We start from the raw sequence: 14,664 nt of genomic DNA on the forward strand, positions 1-14,664 counted from the left end.
TTCGACTAAATAAGTCCTTAATCTCTGGAAAGTACTTATAGGGGAGCATAGTATTCTCAGCATCAATTAGTGTTATATTCGATTTGCAGGTGAATGTAATAAGGAGGTTGTATGCGGGGAATTATATCTAGGTGAGCATGAATAGAGTCGCAACGTTAGTTGGGTCACTTTGAAAAGCTTATCCGGAAATAGAATCTTGTAAATTCGAACTAATTTTTTCTTTCCCTACTGAAGAAGCGGCCAAAGAGTACTTCAGAAAAACCTATCACTGGGAACATCATGATGGGATGATTAAATATCAACTTAACGGTGAATGTTTCTCGGGCTTTAAGACTGAAATAGAATTAAATGCCAACTATATTAAACACTTAACGGGCTGTTATGTAGATTTGGCATCAGAAACCCAAGGTAGCCTTCACCGTTGGAAGCTATGGATTTGAGCCTTAATAAGAACGAGCACCAAATGGAAATCAAAGTAAGGAAAACTAAAACAACCGACAGTGGCACATTGTGTATGCTGTGGCAGTTTTACCAATATCACCAAAGTTCATTTGATCAAGAGGATGTAGGTACTGACGGGCGCTTTGATATTGATGAACAATACCTCAATTCCATTGTTTGCGGTGAACAAGAGTGTGCCGCTTATCTAATTTTTGTTTCTGACCAGGTTGCAGGCTTTGCCACTGTTGAGACGACCGAGATTCGGGGTAAAGAAATGCCGGAATTGGCTGATATATTTATCCTCCCTAAATATCGAAAGCAAGGTGTCGGGAAATTTGTCGTTCAACACTTGATGCAAGCTGTGAGCGAACAATGGCATGTAGCAGTTTATATAAACGACAGCTTGGCGTTGAAGTTTTGGAGTAACTTGTTTACTCAATTAAATGTGGCTCTTGTTGAGAAAGTGGAGCCTGCTGAAACAGAAGGCTTTCACGAGTTTGTCATTACCAATGCCTAACAGAATAAATACGTGAACGACGTTGTAAGCTTGGCTGACACTTGCTTCCCGCTCAAGCTTAAAACAGCTCGTATCATGGAGCAGAACACACAAGGAAAGTTATGATTAGAACTATCTTGATAATATCGGGGGCTTTTTTTGCCAACGTTTCTATTGGCAAAGAAATTAAAGATATATCTGAGCTCACAAAGCGTTTGGACGATGGTGTACCGCAAATTTTAGAAAAGCACAAAGCTCCCGGCGTTGCTCTGGCATTCGTTAGTGGAAGTAGAGTTGTGGGCTTTCGTTCCTATGGTTTTGCTGACGTTGCGGCTAAAACTGAAATTACTCAAAGGACTTTGTTCAATGTAGGCTCTATTTCTAAGCTGGTTACTGCTTGGGGAGCAATGCAATTAGTCGCTCAAGGCAAAGTAGATCTCGATACACCAATTAATCAATATCTTAAACGCTGGCAAATTCCCCAATCTGATTTTGATGTAAAAAAAGTCACACTAAGAAATATTCTGTCCCACACTTCCGGCCTGTCTTTGGGGCCTTATACCGGGTGGGAGTCTCGCGACAAGTTATCCTCTATTGTCGACTCACTAAATGGTAATAACAACGGCGCTGGACCCGTTGAACTTATCCATGCGCCAAATACAAAGTGGTCTTATTCCGGTGGTGGATATTCAGTGGTACAACTGTTAATTGAAGATGTATCCGGCATGACATTTGAAGCTTATATGCAGAAAAATGTATTCGAACCTCTGAATATGAAGGATTCAACGTTCAATATTACTGAGATAGTAATGAGTAAGTCGGCAACACCTTATGATGATACCGGTAAAGTCACGGGGATGGTGTACTTCAATGAACAAGCAGCGGCGGGCTTACAAACAACGGCTGTAGATTTAGCTCGCTTCAATATGGCAGTTTTGCGTAATAGTGATGGACATTACAACGGTTCAATTTTGTTGCCAGAAAAGCTCATAGATCTAATGATTAAGCCAGCTCCAAATACTAACGGGCGCTGGAGCATGAGCTATGTTGTGGACACAGAAAACAACAGTCTCGGATTTGCTGGATTTAATCGAGGCTGGGTCTCTCTATCACGTTCTGTCACAGACCTAAATTTTGGTTACGTGATATTAAATAATAGTAGTATCGGTGCTGTGAACAATGAAATTGATAGCCTCATACTTTCTACCGTTAAACAAGAGCGCAATTAAATTACATAAAAAACACTTTCAGTGGATAGACTGCGGTGCCTGCGTGTTATGTGTCGAGGAAGCTATGAAGCCCAAGAAGCCAACAATCATGGGAATGGCAGAGTTTGAGCCATCAGCGAGGTGTCCTAATTGTACATTGATAATGTATTTGGGAAACATATGTCCGCATTGTGATTATTTACTTAGCCAGTCAGAACAAAGAGCTCAAAATTTGTTTTGGAGAAAGTCTAGAAACACAGGTTATGTGTATGGCTTTATGTTTTTCATTATTTTCCTATTTATACTGCCTTGGTTGCTTAGCATGTAGCCTCAATCAAAGGTGTCTAAGTTTTATGCGGAGCTGTAAATTTAGCCAACTATGTTTAGTCGATTATAAAGGTGCTTGAAAAATCAAGGTTCAATATATGTTCTGGAGAAGTTTGTTAATTGGATTAACAACAGTGTTTGCTTGGCTACCTGCATCATTTCTTATGATATTTGCGCTAATCGGCTTGTTTGGTGGCGTTGCAAATATTTTCACTATGCCGATTGGTTTCAGCTTACAATGGATTCTTTGTTCCTTGGGTGGAATACTTGGCTATGTAGCATTAACCTCTGTGAGTTGGGGTTTCAAGCTCAAGCATAAAGTTCGATTGTTATTTCTTATTTTTGGCTTTTTGTCTCTAATATTCACTCATTCCTCAGTCATTGACCTTGATGGTGACTTATTCAAATTAGGTGATGGTTGGGTTGAGCTCTATATGCTTTTATGCCCAGCTATATTTTTAGCTGTTCACATAGTCTTGCACTTGTTTTGGATGTCGCAAGACAATTTAGCAAGTGCATAATCTATTAATGGGAGTTAAACCCTTGACTAGCGTTTGTCTTTCGCTCGCTTTAATCATGTGCATGCAGCTATGAACGGGCGTTACTTTCACAGGGGATGATATGGAAATCGAAGACTTAATAAGCATTTTACAATCTGGCAACGAACGTGAGATATCGGATATTTCATATAGCCTGATGAATGTGTCAGACAATACCTTTTTACAAAATCTCGCGGGCAGCCTTGAGTTAATAACGCCATTGTCTAGTTCTTCTTATTGGTCCTCTCAAGGAAATAAGCACCGCGTGCGTGTATCAATAGATAGAATTACAACGTTTCTCGAGGCTGTGAGAACAACGGGCTGCAGGTGCGCGAAATACCTCCAGCTACCTTACTTTGCCCACAGTGAAGCGGATAAAGGCATGATAGAAATAATATTAAATGAGGCAGACCCACAAACGAGGAAGTCGAAAATCACCTGTCAATGTACAGCTTGTGCTCAATACTATGTTGCGCATGAGTTCGACGCGGGATTTGGGCGCAGAGCTCAGTGGGAAAAGCTCGCAAAACCATGAAAAAGATGCCTTCTACTGTTATTCCAATTTAAGAATCGGCTCGGTTACGGTAGGGTTGTTTTTGAGAATTCATCACGTAAAGAGGAATACTTACTTGGAAACGGATCTTCAACAAAAATTGACAAATATTTTTAGCACCCGGCTGTTCAAATTTAACGGGCTTCCCGAAAAAGTAATATCAGAGCTTAATGCATTAATGCTTGAATATGGCGCAGAGCAATTACTGTTAGCCTGCCAAGCATTGCGACCTAAATTTGAACAAAACGCCGACTTCACACGCGGAAGTAGAGGAAAGTCTGGCTTAGGTGGTGAGTTTTATATGGCCGCTGCAATGGAGCTCAAATACCTTCAGGAAGCCATGGTTTATATAAGAAGCAAAACCACCGGGGCATCATAACCATGTAGTGTGGTGCTCTGCTATAAGGCTGGAGCATAAGCCAATTAGTTATGCAATGAAGAAAAGAAAGGGATGACTATGAATGAACACTTGGATAAGAAGTTATTAGGATTTATTGAAACGTATAACAAGCTATTATCAACTTTTGACTATGGAGTAGGTGAGTTTCAAAGAGATATTGCCTTAGGAATGATTTATGTTTTGGTCGACGCTCAGGCTGCTTGTTGGAACTCTCTAGAGGAGTTAAAGCTGCAGCTCGCAATCAATGCGTTCAACTCTGATGAAATGCTTAAAAACATTAGAGACGATGTGTCGGACAACACTTCTCTGAGTTTTAATTATTGCTATTCCCCAATTGCTATGAAGGCGTTTGCAGAGTTAGGCTATCTAAATCTTTCCACGCTTATTTATATACGAGATCGGTTGGCTCATGAAGTTCATAAGCACAGGAATGCTAGCCCAATGGCGGCCTGTATGCTTAACGTTCAGGGTGATTCTATGAATTGCAGCATTCTTAATGACTGCATTGAAATTATGGAGAAAAGAGTTAACGGAGCGAATGCATAAATAGTGCTTGCCATCAAAGTAGATTCAAGTATGGCCGCATCCATATTATTTATTAACTGCGTGGAAGGTGATATTCGCGCTCAAAGCAAGTCTAAAAATTGAAGCAGCGGTATGTTGGTGGCGAATATGGTGACTTTGAAAATATGCAAACACTGTGTATTAAAACAGTTTTAGCGCAGTCGCTCACATAGTCAAGGAAACGGCCCAATTGCGTGCTTTTGTCGCAAGATAAAAACGGGCAATAGCTATTTTTAATAATACTGGCAATGAGTTAACTAGTCTGTTAAGAATATATCATTCAGAAAAGTGAGCGGCAGCGTAGTAGAAAAACGCGCGGTTCGCTCGCTATAAACATGTCAGGGCTCACAACAGGACAAGTCATGATTGAGAAACAATCCCCTTACCTTGCTCATCAACATAGGCTTGCTGATGTAATCGCTGCAATCCAGGTAATGGGTACATATAGGTATTCGGGACGCAAGGTAGAGTCATGGGCTAATTTGCTCGGCGAAAATCCAAAGAGCGCGAATGACTGGCAATCCATTTTTAATGAGCATCCCGAATTTTTTCGGGCCGGTATAGGCGATGACGATTTTCAGTCACTAGTCGTTCGGCGCGCTCAACCTAGAGTCTATAACACACAGACTGAAGAAATAATTACGGTAGAGCAATTCAAAGCATTGCCGAAAGACAATAGGTCTCATATCTCCCGTTTGCCTCTGTCCTCGGAACAAATCCTTGCATTAATAGATGTAGCAGTGAAGCTACAAACTCAAGCAGTTGTTCGTCGTAAGGAGCTTCGATGGTGGGTACCGGTGGTCATCGGCGTGTTGTCCTCATTGGTTGGTGTATTTGTCGGAGCAGCAATTAAAGGTGGGTAGCGCTAAGTCACGCCCTAACAATCGCAGGCAATCCGACAGCTTTTCCGTTGCGCCAGCGGCTCCACAAAAAAGCTGCGGTTGCTGCGGGCTTTAGCCATCTATTCCGAGCCATGGCTTAACTACAGAGGAAGTAATGGAAAGTACACTAATTGAATTTGATGAAAAAGTAGCCGAGCTTAAAGATCATGTAGATCAATTAAAAGATTACATTGGTGATATTGCTGTTTCTAAAAAGATAAGAGATGGTTTTAAATCGTTCTACATGCATCTAGATAAGTATTCAACTTCTACAGATAATGAAGATATAGAAAACATTGCTAGCTCAGCAAAAACAGTTGCATTATATGGGCAAACTATTGGTCAAGGGATAGCTCAGTTTGAAGAAGCAGATAACCAAATGAAATCTCTTGGTTCAGTTCTGCTAGATAAGGCATCTTCTTTCAGAAATTGGATAGAAAAAAGTCCTCTTGAAATTCAACCAATGGAGTTCATTAATTCAAACAACTCTAATCTATCATTAGCTAGCTTTCAGTCAGTTAAAAATAATATGAAAAAGCTTGCCAATGATCACTTAGAGCATGACAAGAGAATAAAAAAGCTACTAACTGAAGGTGAGTCCAACGCAAATAATCTAAAAATCCGGATTGAGAAAATTGAGCGCGATGTAGAAGTTGAAATAGAAAAAATAACGTCTTTGTATAAAGATTCATTGGCTGAAATAGAGGCTAAAAAACAACAAATAGACGATATTCTAGGACATGTTTCAGGTCGAGCTGTTGCTGGTGATTTTGAAACAAGTTCAGCCGAAGAAAAGAAAATGGCAAATTGGCTAAGGTATTCATCTCTTGCTTGCATGGCTTTCATCGTTTGTGTTGTTGGTTATTCTTTTTGGGAAACAACAACTACCGAATTCCACTGGCAGAATTCTGTTTTTCGTATTGTTCTAGCTATTATGCTTTCAGTGCCAGCAGCATACCTTACCCGAGAATCAGCCAAGCATAGAGAGCAGCAGTATAGCCATTTGCAAACCTCGTTAGACCTAAAAGCCATTAGCCCGTATATAGCTTCACTACCAATTGACGAGCAACATAAAATAAAGATTGAGGTTGCTAGTAGACTCTTTGCGGCAAGGGATTACTCAAAAGTTGGAGCCGATCCTTACCCAGTCAATGTTCACGAAATAGTTATGGAACTAATTAAAAAACTAGAACTAAATAAACAAACCAAAAGCGATAAAAGTGGCTAACAAGTCAATCAACTTCGCGTCTTTCAGGCGCCGGACGCAGTAAACTGCGCCGGTGTTTGAGGCGTTACCAAATAAATACTCTAACTGGTTTCTGTCCAAAAACGAGTTAGATTCAATGTCCGTTCTTATGGCTTTATTAAATCTTTGCTGGAGTAGCTCAGCGGCTCAACTTGGCACATATCTGACTGCCAAATTCAACTAAGCCTATTTGTTAAGGTAGAGCAAGGTTACTGTGGTTATAAATTGATTTAATTCTTGCCTCTCCCCCCACCCTGAAACAATGAGGCTTAAAAGCTTATTGCTAAATTTGTCATTTAAGCTTCAAAGATAAATGACTCTTCACTAATCAAACCCTCTTCATGGGAGTGGTTAGAGTCTCACACTGTGTAACAATCTCACCTTTGCTGTGTATGACCAAAACCGTGACTGGGTGAGTGTGCTTGTTAGTTGCTTCGCATCTGGTACAATCAGTATGTTAAGATCAATAATAATATTTTTAGTAGTGAAGTGGACGTTAGATGAGAATATTCAAAGCCAAAAGCCCAGCTGGATTTGCTGAGGAGTACATAGTTGAGTCCATCTGGAATGGCGAGTTTCCGCCTGGCTCAATTCTTCCAGCTGAGCGTGAGCTATCGGAACTGATTGGCGTCACTCGCACTACCTTGCGTGAGGTATTACAACGCCTAGCCCGCGATGGTTGGCTGACCATTCAGCACGGCAAGCCCACGCGCGTGAACAACTTCTGGGAAACCTCAGGGTTGAACATTCTTGAGACCTTGGCCCGTCTTGATGAAGACAAAATGCCGGAGCTGACCGACCAGCTGCTTTCTGCACGTACGAACATCAGCGCCATTTACATGCGCGCAGCGATTAAGATAAACCCTGAACGTGTAAAAGAAATTGTTGCAGATAGAGAAACTGTAGAAGACACAGCGCAGGCCTTCGCCGATTATGATTACCTTGTCCATCACCAGTTAGCTGGGGCAGGGAACAATAAAATCTATGTATTGATTTTAAATGGCTTTAAAGGTTTTTACTCCAAAATTGGCTGCCACTATTTCTCTGACCCGCGTACTCGAGAGCTGGCGCGTCAGTTCTATTCAGACTTAGCCGAGCTGGCCGAGCAGCAAGATCACGATGGGGCGATTGCCTTGATGCGTCGCTACGGCCATAAGAGTGGCCAAATATGGCAAGAGATTCGTGGCAATATGCCCGAAGATATTATGGATTAAGTAACCTAAAAGCCCGCACTAGCGGGCTTTTTTGTGCCCAAGGCAAAGGCGTTGGTGTCAATCAGTTTTATCGATGATAGCTATCGCTAAATGCGATTGTTCTTTTGCGCACAGGGTCAGTACCATATTGCGCAGAATTAGGTGCAACGTGAATTTTGCGTGATGGGGTTGGTTTTTGCTTTTTCGTCACTATATTTAGTTGCACATACATAAAATGCTTTGACGCATTTGCCGTCAGAGCCACTGTGTTAACGATAAACTCAAACTATTGGAGATTACAATGGGTGTATTAGTAGGCCGCAAGGCACCAGATTTCACAGCAGCTGCAGTGCTAGGTAACGGCGAGATCGTTGAAGACTACAACCTACACGAAAAAATCAAAGGAAAGAAAGCGGTTATCTTTTTCTACCCACTTGATTTCACATTCGTTTGTCCTTCTGAACTTATTGCTTTCGACAAGCGCTATGAAGAGTTCCAAAAGCGTGGTGTTGAAGTAATCGGTGTTTCTATCGATTCACAGTTCTCACACAACGCATGGCGTAACACTGCTGTTGCTGACGGCGGTATCGGTAAAGTTAAATATGACCTTGTTGCTGATGTGAAGCACGAAATTTGTCAAGCGTTCGACGTAGAGCACCCTGAAGCGGGCGTTGCTTTCCGTGGTTCTTTCCTAATCGACGAGGAAGGCACAGTACGTCACCAAGTAGTTAACGACCTACCGCTAGGCCGTAACATTGACGAGATGCTGCGCATGGTTGACGCTCTAGCGTTCCACAGCGAGCACGGTGAAGTATGTCCAGCTGGTTGGACTGAAGGTAAAAAAGGTATGGACGCAAGCCCTGAAGGTGTTGCTAAGTTCCTATCTGAAAACGAAGGCGACCTATAAGTCGACCCCAGGTTTCAAGAAAAACCGCGCTTTAGCGCGGTTTTTTTATGTCTGAAAACAGCTGTAAGCCTGTACTACAATAACTAAAATCGGTACCTTCATCATAACTTCATTCTTCTCAACTAAGATTTTAGTTTTTATAACAAGGATATGTGACATGCGCGCAGTATTTTCTATGATGCTCATTCTGTTTTGTAGTGGGGCGGCTTACGGCCAATCGGCTACTCAAAATCCCGCCACGATGCCCGCCACGGTGATCATTTCCATCGATGGTTTTCGTCATGACTACATTGAGCATTTCGATACCCCGGCGCTGGCTAAACTAAGCCGTCAAGGAGTGCGGGCGCTGCGCATGAAAACGGTTTATCCGAGTAAAACTTTCCCCAACCACATCAGCATCGCCACAGGTCTGCTGCCCAGTCATCATGGTATCGTGGGTAACCGTTTTTGTGATAAACAGCGGCAACAGTGCTATGCCATGGGCAAAGGGCAAGCCGATACCAGCTGGGTGTCGGGTACGCCACTGTGGAATTTAGCTGAGCTACAAGGGGTGAAAGCCGCTACCTATTACTGGCCAGAATCGGATGCGCGTTTCAATGGCCGCACTGCGTCTTACTTTTATCCGTATTCTAGCCATGGCAAGCAGTCCCATCGCGTAGAGCAAATCATTCAATGGCTTAAGTTACCCAAGCAGCAGCGCCCCAAACTCATTATGAGCTACTTTTCTGAGGTTGATAGCCTCGGCCACAAGTATGGGCCCAACGCGCCGCAAACCAAAGCAGGGGCCTTAGGAATCGATCGCCTTATTGGTGAGCTGTGGCGCAGAATAAATACCGAGTTAGACACCGAGGTGAACCTGATTGTGGTCTCTGATCATGGCATGAGCGAAGTAAACCCCGATGCCGGCATTCCTTTAGCATCGCTCAACATCGATGATGGGTTTAAAGTGATTAACTCTGGTACCCGGGTGGCTATTTATCAACATAAGGCGTCTACGCGCGCTTTACAGGCACTGCGAGAGCGACTGCACAAGCAGGCGGCGGATCAATATCAGGTGATGAGTAAGGAGCTACTGGCTCAATATGGTGTCACTATGGGGCCGAGGCAAGCTGATATTGTGCTACAAACGCGCCCACCGGTGGTGTTTACGCAGCCTGATCATCATTATCTGGGCACCCATGGTTTTATCGATGATGGCAATATGGACGCTGTGTTCTTAGCGGTGGGCCCAAGTTTCCACCAAGGAAAAACGCTGGCACAGGTGCGTAATCTTGATATTTACCCTATGGTGGCACATATCCTCGGCTTAGAGATACTGACCCCCGTCGACAGTGACGGCGCTACCTTGTGGCCAGCCTTGTTGTCACCGCCAAAGCGCGAACCTGACACGCGCAGCAACTAGGAGTTGTTGCTAGGCTGAAATCCAGACACAAAAAAACCGCCATAACGGCGGTTTTTTATGTCATTTAAGGCTTATTGAAAGCTTACTGCTTTGCGCTCTTTACGCTGGCCACGGCCTTTAGCGTTAGGGTCGCGGAAACTACGCTTTTTGCCTTCACCTCGTGGTTCACGTGCCTCACGTGGTGCACGTGCTTCGCTTTGGCTAAGAGTCAGCTTCATAGGACGCTTGCAGATATACACTTTTTGGAAGTGAGCCAGCTTGTCCTCAGGCATACCCTTTGGTAGCTCAACGGTACTGTGAGCGTCAAATAAACGAATGTCGCCGATAAACTTGCTGGAGATATCCGCTTCATTAGCAATGGCACCGACGATATTTTTAACTTGTACACCGTGCTCGCGACCCACCTCAATACGGTACGTATCCATTGGCGTGTTAGCATCACGACGCTCGCGGCGAGGTTTTTCACCGTCGCGACGACGATCGCCTTTGCGCTCACTGCGTTCACCACGCTCTGGACGTTCCTTCGCTTTGATTTCCTCGACCTTCAACGGCGACTGTTGCTGTGCCAGATAAAGTAGCGCGGCGGCTAAGTCACCTTGGCTCAATTGCAACTTGTTACCTAGGGTATTGGCTACCTGTGCAAAGAACTCGCTGTCTTTGTGCTCCAGCGCAGCGGCCACTTTCTTCTCTAGACCATCAATACGCTTTTGCTCAACGACTTTAGCGCTCGGCAATTCCACCTGAGCAATGTCGCTCTTGGTGTGGCGCATGATGTTCTTAAGTAAGTAACGCTCATTGCCCTTAACGAACAAAATAGCTTTACCTTGACGACCTGCACGGCCAGTACGACCAATGCGGTGTACATAGGCTTCGCTGTCTTGTGGGATATCATAGTTAACCACTAGGCTGATGCGTTCAACATCTAGGCCTCGTGCTGCCACGTCGGTAGCTATAACAATATCAAGTAAACCATTTTTAAGGCGGTCAACGGTGCGCTCACGCGCCTGCTGGTTCATATCACCGTTTAATGGTGCGGCAGAGAAGCCTTCGCGCTCAAGGAGCTCAGCCAACTGCACAGTGTCGTTACGAGTACGCACAAATACAATGGCAGCATCAAAGTCTTCGGCTTCTAAAAAGCGCACAATGGCTTTGTTTTTGTGTACACGCGCTTGCCAGTACACTTGCTCGATAGTGGATACTGTGCTGTTGCGTGGCGTAATACGCACTTGCTCTGCGTCTTGCAAATAGGTTTTGCAAATAGACTGAATCTGTTTTGGCATGGTCGCCGAGAACAAACAAGTTTGCTTGTCTTCTGGTGTTTGCGCCATGATGCTTTCTACATCATCGATAAAGCCCATGCGTAGCATTTCGTCGGCTTCATCCAATACCAATGCACTTAAGCGTGATAAGTCGATAGATTTACGACTGATGTGATCAAGTAGACGACCCGGAGTCGCGACAATGATTTGCGCACCGCGACGTAGGGCGCTGAGCTGAATACCGTAGCTTTGGCCGCCGTAAAGCGCGAGCACTTCTACGCCCTTAGTAAATTTTGCGTATTGCTCGAATGCTTCTGCAACCTGGATTGCGAGTTCACGGGTGGGAGTAAGCACAAGCACTTGCGGATATTTCGCATCCGCATCCAAGTTATTCAACAATGGTAAGGCAAAGGCGGCGGTTTTACCCGTGCCTGTTTGTGCCATTCCCAATACGTCCTTTTTGTCGAGTAAAAGAGGAATACATTGAGCTTGGATCTCGGAAGGAGTCTCATAACCCAATTCGCTCACTGCTTTTAAAGTAGCAGGAGAAAGGTGTAACGACTCAAAGGTGACTGGTTCTGACATTAAAACGCCTCAGGGAATTCAAAGAGGCGCGCATTGTACAGGAATGAAGCAGTAATTGCTTGTATAAATTACAACTATTTCCTATGTGCTTGGTTTTGTATGAAATTTAACCAATGGTGTTCGTTGCACTTAGATTTAGTCACGGAGAAATCACGTAAATTTAACGGTTTAACGCGTGTGTACTCAGCCTGTTTTGTTGCTATAAATGCATTAAAAACTGACGGGCCAAAAGAGAGTTTGTCAGCTCGAAAATGGCGCGCAGGGGGCAAAAAAAGCCGAGTATGATCCCGGCTTTTTTATCGTATTAGTCTTGGTATAGACCTAAATTTTCTTTCGCGTAAGCTTCGAACTCAGTGAACCCACCAATATGCGCCTGATCGATAAAGATCTGCGGCACTGTTTCACATGGTTTGCCGGCTGATTTTTCTAAATCCGCTTTGCTGATCTCTTCTTTAACGATATCGATATAGCGGTATTTGAAATCATCGCGGCTTTGCGTCAGTTGCTCGGCAACATCTTTTGCGCGTACGCAGAAAGGGCACCCTTCACGGCCAAAAATAACAGTTAGCATAATTCTCTCCAGTGCAGTTAAAAACGTTAGGTTTGCAGTGTAGCGAGGTTCGTCGCCGGGGTAAAATAAGCAAAAACGATTTCTATATTCGCTAAAAGCGATTAACTACGATAAACGGTTTTAATTAGGTGGTAACCAAACTTGGTTTTCACCGGCCCGTGTACTTCCAATAGCGGTTTTTTAAACACCACATCGTCAAAGGCTTTGACCATAGTGCCGCGCTGAAATTCACCCAAATCGCCGCCACGTTTTTTTGATGGACAGGTGGAGTATTGTTTCGCGAGTTTATTAAAGTCGCCGCCTTTGTCTAACTTGGCTTTGATAGCCAAGCACTCTTCTTTGCTCTTCACTAATATGTGATATGCACACGCTTTTGCCATAACTGCGTCCTAAAATGAATATCGATAAGGGGTGACCACGTCGAGCACCTTTTGCTTTTCGCCCATGCCGCCAATGCGATAGGCGGTGCCTTGGTGACTCAGTAAACCCCGGTGGTCCATGGTGCCCTGTTGGGCATGCTCTAAACGTTGCCAACGATTAGAATCAGTATCGAAACGCCATACCTGATTTGACGGCGAACTGGGTTTACCATTATAGCCGATACCGTTGTAGTTATAAGGGTTAGGGGAGCCCGCCATAAACACCAGCTGGCCATTGATTGTTCCCGCAGCCATACGATAATGACTCTTGCCGGTGGGGTGGCTAATCATACGCCAATCAATTTTTGTTGGCTTGTCGGGGTGGATGATCCCTTTAAAACACTGGGCTTTGCCATCGAAGCCTCGGCGTTTATCAATATAAGCAACGGTTTTTACGCCATCACACACCACCATGATATTACCTTTAATTGCACCGGCGTGACCAAATACCGGCTCGCCTAAAAATGGCGACGCTTGCTGCCAAGTATTATTAGCAATATCATAGACTTGCACTAAGTTCACATTACCATCATTGTGCCAGCCACTGATCAAGTAGATAAACTTGTCTTGGTAATTCAACGCAACGCTATCATCGACAGGCACCGGCATATCCGCGAGGCGCTGGTAGCTGTTGGTTAGCACATCAAAACGATAGGCGTCGGGCGCTGAAATTTCACTGTGATCGTCGGCCACGGTATAGCCACCAAAAACATAAGCGTATGGGCCCACTCCCACAGCAGTCGCCGCCAATCGGCCTTTTAATTCGGTACTGGCGGGAACACTTTTTTTGCCTTGCCATTGCCCCTGGCCAATTTTTAATGCCCACACTTTATTGTGCACGTCCTCGTGACTTTTCCCAGCACCTAACCCCATGAAGCTAATAAAGTAAGGCCCTTGTTCCGTTGTCACTTGGGCGACCGCATTATTGGTCACGGGCTCGGGTAACGCTGGCAGGGGTTTTGTGGCCCACGTTGGCGCGCAGAGCATGCTCAGCGCCGCGACAAAGCAATGTCGTTTATTCATCTCTACCTCGGTATTTTATGCCTAATTCACTGGAGTAGCCCATAGAGCGGGCAGTTATGCGCAGTGATTCATCAATAACATAATAGGTTGGGAATGCAGATATTTTATATTGCTTAGCGGTTTGTGCGCTACCTAAAAGTATGGGCATGGATAAAGAGAGGTCAGCGACAAAATCTTGTACTTGTTGCTCACTTTGATAATCAAGGGCAACGGCCACAGCGTTAATATCGCCATCATCCATTGCCGATTGTAAGTTAGGCATGGACACCTTGCAGATAGAGCACCATGGCGCAAAAAAGTATACCACGGTGGTTTGCCCCTGGAGTTCTTTGATGCTGTATCGCCCCTGTTCATTGAGTTGTGTTAAGGCAAAGTAAGGCGCGGGGGTGTGATCGGTACTGAGCAGATTGCGCTGTTGAAATGCGCTGACAGCAAAGAAAACGATCGCAATAACAATAATCTGCAATAAAATTTTTTTCATATTTAACTTAAAATTCATAGGCTTAATAAATTAGACCGGATAGTGGCAGAAAAAATTTTGCATCTTTTTCTTGAAAATAAAGACGCTGTCCATACATCAGTTAGTGAGGACGCCGGAAAGGGTCCCAAACTAAGTAAACTTATTGATTTAAAACGTAAATGTTACTTGT

15 protein-coding genes are annotated in these 14,664 nt (G+C 44.1%); 10 read left to right on the forward strand and 5 right to left on the reverse strand.

The features are described from left to right. Nucleotides 1–463 precede the first annotated feature (463 nt). From MHM94_RS10655 to MHM94_RS10700, 10 genes are all read left to right on the forward strand, one after another. On the forward strand, nucleotides 464–958 hold the full coding sequence (locus tag MHM94_RS10655; RefSeq protein ID WP_235419912.1) for a GNAT family N-acetyltransferase: 495 nt from the start codon (nucleotides 464–466) through the stop codon (nucleotides 956–958). Between the two features lie 101 nt (nucleotides 959–1,059). After that, the gene (locus MHM94_RS10660) at nucleotides 1,060–2,166 is read left to right on the forward strand and encodes a serine hydrolase domain-containing protein (protein WP_235419913.1); all 1,107 of its coding nucleotides are present in this window, start codon (nucleotides 1,060–1,062) and stop codon (nucleotides 2,164–2,166) included. Nucleotides 2,167–2,570: 404 nt separating this feature from the next. Then, nucleotides 2,571–2,993 carry a hypothetical protein gene (locus tag MHM94_RS10665; RefSeq protein WP_235419914.1) on the forward strand — a complete coding sequence of 141 codons (423 nt, stop codon included), beginning with the start codon at nucleotides 2,571–2,573 and terminating at the stop codon, nucleotides 2,991–2,993. Between the two features lie 419 nt (nucleotides 2,994–3,412). Continuing rightward, nucleotides 3,413–3,943, forward strand: coding sequence for a hypothetical protein (locus MHM94_RS10670; protein WP_235419915.1), 531 nt, complete (start codon nucleotides 3,413–3,415; stop codon nucleotides 3,941–3,943). Between the two features lie 78 nt (nucleotides 3,944–4,021). Continuing rightward, nucleotides 4,022–4,510 (forward strand): hypothetical protein, encoded by a 489-nt coding sequence (locus MHM94_RS10675; protein WP_151172428.1) that lies wholly within the window; start codon nucleotides 4,022–4,024, stop codon nucleotides 4,508–4,510. A gap of 380 nt (nucleotides 4,511–4,890) precedes the next feature. After that, nucleotides 4,891–5,391, forward strand: coding sequence for an N-carbamoyl-L-amino acid amidohydrolase (locus tag MHM94_RS10680; protein WP_235419916.1), 501 nt, complete (start codon nucleotides 4,891–4,893; stop codon nucleotides 5,389–5,391). Between the two features lie 133 nt (nucleotides 5,392–5,524). Next, entirely contained in the window at nucleotides 5,525–6,637 is a 1,113-nt protein-coding gene (locus MHM94_RS10685; protein WP_235419917.1) for a hypothetical protein, read from the forward strand. Between the two features lie 518 nt (nucleotides 6,638–7,155). After that, nucleotides 7,156–7,869: a fatty acid metabolism transcriptional regulator FadR gene (fadR, locus tag MHM94_RS10690; protein ID WP_235419918.1), complete on the forward strand. Its 714-nt coding sequence runs from the start codon at nucleotides 7,156–7,158 to the stop codon at nucleotides 7,867–7,869. 280 nt (nucleotides 7,870–8,149) lie between these two features. Next, nucleotides 8,150–8,755, forward strand: a complete 606-nt coding sequence (locus tag MHM94_RS10695; RefSeq protein ID WP_022946413.1) for a peroxiredoxin C — start codon at nucleotides 8,150–8,152, stop codon at nucleotides 8,753–8,755. 157 nt (nucleotides 8,756–8,912) lie between these two features. Further along, a complete protein-coding gene (locus MHM94_RS10700; protein ID WP_235419919.1) occupies nucleotides 8,913–10,157 on the forward strand; it encodes an ectonucleotide pyrophosphatase/phosphodiesterase in 1,245 nt (414 codons plus the stop codon). A gap of 71 nt (nucleotides 10,158–10,228) precedes the next feature. Here the strand turns inward: MHM94_RS10700 and MHM94_RS10705 are convergent, their stop codons facing one another. The 5 genes from MHM94_RS10705 to MHM94_RS10725 all read right to left on the reverse strand — a co-directional run bounded on the left by MHM94_RS10705 (nucleotide 10,229) and on the right by MHM94_RS10725 (nucleotide 14,495). Further along, nucleotides 10,229–12,001 carry a DEAD/DEAH box helicase gene (locus tag MHM94_RS10705; protein WP_138547581.1) on the reverse strand — a complete coding sequence of 591 codons (1,773 nt, stop codon included), beginning with the start codon at nucleotides 11,999–12,001 and terminating at the stop codon, nucleotides 10,229–10,231. A gap of 304 nt (nucleotides 12,002–12,305) precedes the next feature. Then, nucleotides 12,306–12,572 carry a GrxA family glutaredoxin gene (locus MHM94_RS10710; protein WP_235419920.1) on the reverse strand — a complete coding sequence of 89 codons (267 nt, stop codon included), beginning with the start codon at nucleotides 12,570–12,572 and terminating at the stop codon, nucleotides 12,306–12,308. Nucleotides 12,573–12,673: 101 nt separating this feature from the next. Continuing rightward, on the reverse strand, nucleotides 12,674–12,952 hold the full coding sequence (locus MHM94_RS10715; protein ID WP_022946409.1) for a peptidylprolyl isomerase: 279 nt from the start codon (nucleotides 12,950–12,952) through the stop codon (nucleotides 12,674–12,676). 9 nt (nucleotides 12,953–12,961) lie between these two features. After that, nucleotides 12,962–14,014, reverse strand: a complete 1,053-nt coding sequence (locus MHM94_RS10720; protein WP_138547582.1) for a galactose oxidase — start codon at nucleotides 14,012–14,014, stop codon at nucleotides 12,962–12,964. Next, nucleotides 14,007–14,495, reverse strand: coding sequence for a TlpA disulfide reductase family protein (locus MHM94_RS10725; RefSeq protein ID WP_026111316.1), 489 nt, complete (start codon nucleotides 14,493–14,495; stop codon nucleotides 14,007–14,009). The genes MHM94_RS10720 and MHM94_RS10725 overlap by 8 nt, the downstream gene beginning before the upstream one ends. Nucleotides 14,496–14,664: the final 169 nt, after the last annotated feature.

Source organism: Pseudoalteromonas sp. CNAT2-18.1 (assembly GCF_022347865.1).
Taxonomy (GTDB): domain Bacteria; phylum Pseudomonadota; class Gammaproteobacteria; order Enterobacterales; family Alteromonadaceae; genus Pseudoalteromonas; species Pseudoalteromonas ruthenica.

What these genes read in the sequence shown, in the direction of transcription:
- MHM94_RS10655 (WP_235419912.1), top strand. Translation starts at nt 464, where the DNA reads ATGGAAATCAAAGTAAGGAAAACTAAAACAACCGACAGTGGCACATTG.
- MHM94_RS10660 (WP_235419913.1), top strand. Translation starts at nt 1,060, where the DNA reads ATGATTAGAACTATCTTGATAATATCGGGGGCTTTTTTTGCCAACGTT.
- MHM94_RS10665 (WP_235419914.1), top strand. Translation starts at nt 2,571, where the DNA reads ATGTTCTGGAGAAGTTTGTTAATTGGATTAACAACAGTGTTTGCTTGG.
- MHM94_RS10670 (WP_235419915.1), top strand. Translation starts at nt 3,413, where the DNA reads ATGAGGCAGACCCACAAACGAGGAAGTCGAAAATCACCTGTCAATGTA.
- MHM94_RS10675 (WP_151172428.1), top strand. Translation starts at nt 4,022, where the DNA reads ATGAATGAACACTTGGATAAGAAGTTATTAGGATTTATTGAAACGTAT.
- MHM94_RS10680 (WP_235419916.1), top strand. Translation starts at nt 4,891, where the DNA reads ATGATTGAGAAACAATCCCCTTACCTTGCTCATCAACATAGGCTTGCT.
- MHM94_RS10685 (WP_235419917.1), top strand. Translation starts at nt 5,525, where the DNA reads ATGGAAAGTACACTAATTGAATTTGATGAAAAAGTAGCCGAGCTTAAA.
- fadR (WP_235419918.1), top strand. Translation starts at nt 7,156, where the DNA reads ATGAGAATATTCAAAGCCAAAAGCCCAGCTGGATTTGCTGAGGAGTAC.
- MHM94_RS10695 (WP_022946413.1), top strand. Translation starts at nt 8,150, where the DNA reads ATGGGTGTATTAGTAGGCCGCAAGGCACCAGATTTCACAGCAGCTGCA.
- MHM94_RS10700 (WP_235419919.1), top strand. Translation starts at nt 8,913, where the DNA reads ATGCGCGCAGTATTTTCTATGATGCTCATTCTGTTTTGTAGTGGGGCG.
- MHM94_RS10705 (WP_138547581.1), bottom strand. Translation starts at nt 12,001, where the DNA reads ATGTCAGAACCAGTCACCTTTGAGTCGTTACACCTTTCTCCTGCTACT.
- MHM94_RS10710 (WP_235419920.1), bottom strand. Translation starts at nt 12,572, where the DNA reads ATGCTAACTGTTATTTTTGGCCGTGAAGGGTGCCCTTTCTGCGTACGC.
- MHM94_RS10715 (WP_022946409.1), bottom strand. Translation starts at nt 12,952, where the DNA reads ATGGCAAAAGCGTGTGCATATCACATATTAGTGAAGAGCAAAGAAGAG.
- MHM94_RS10720 (WP_138547582.1), bottom strand. Translation starts at nt 14,014, where the DNA reads ATGAATAAACGACATTGCTTTGTCGCGGCGCTGAGCATGCTCTGCGCG.
- MHM94_RS10725 (WP_026111316.1), bottom strand. Translation starts at nt 14,495, where the DNA reads ATGAAAAAAATTTTATTGCAGATTATTGTTATTGCGATCGTTTTCTTT.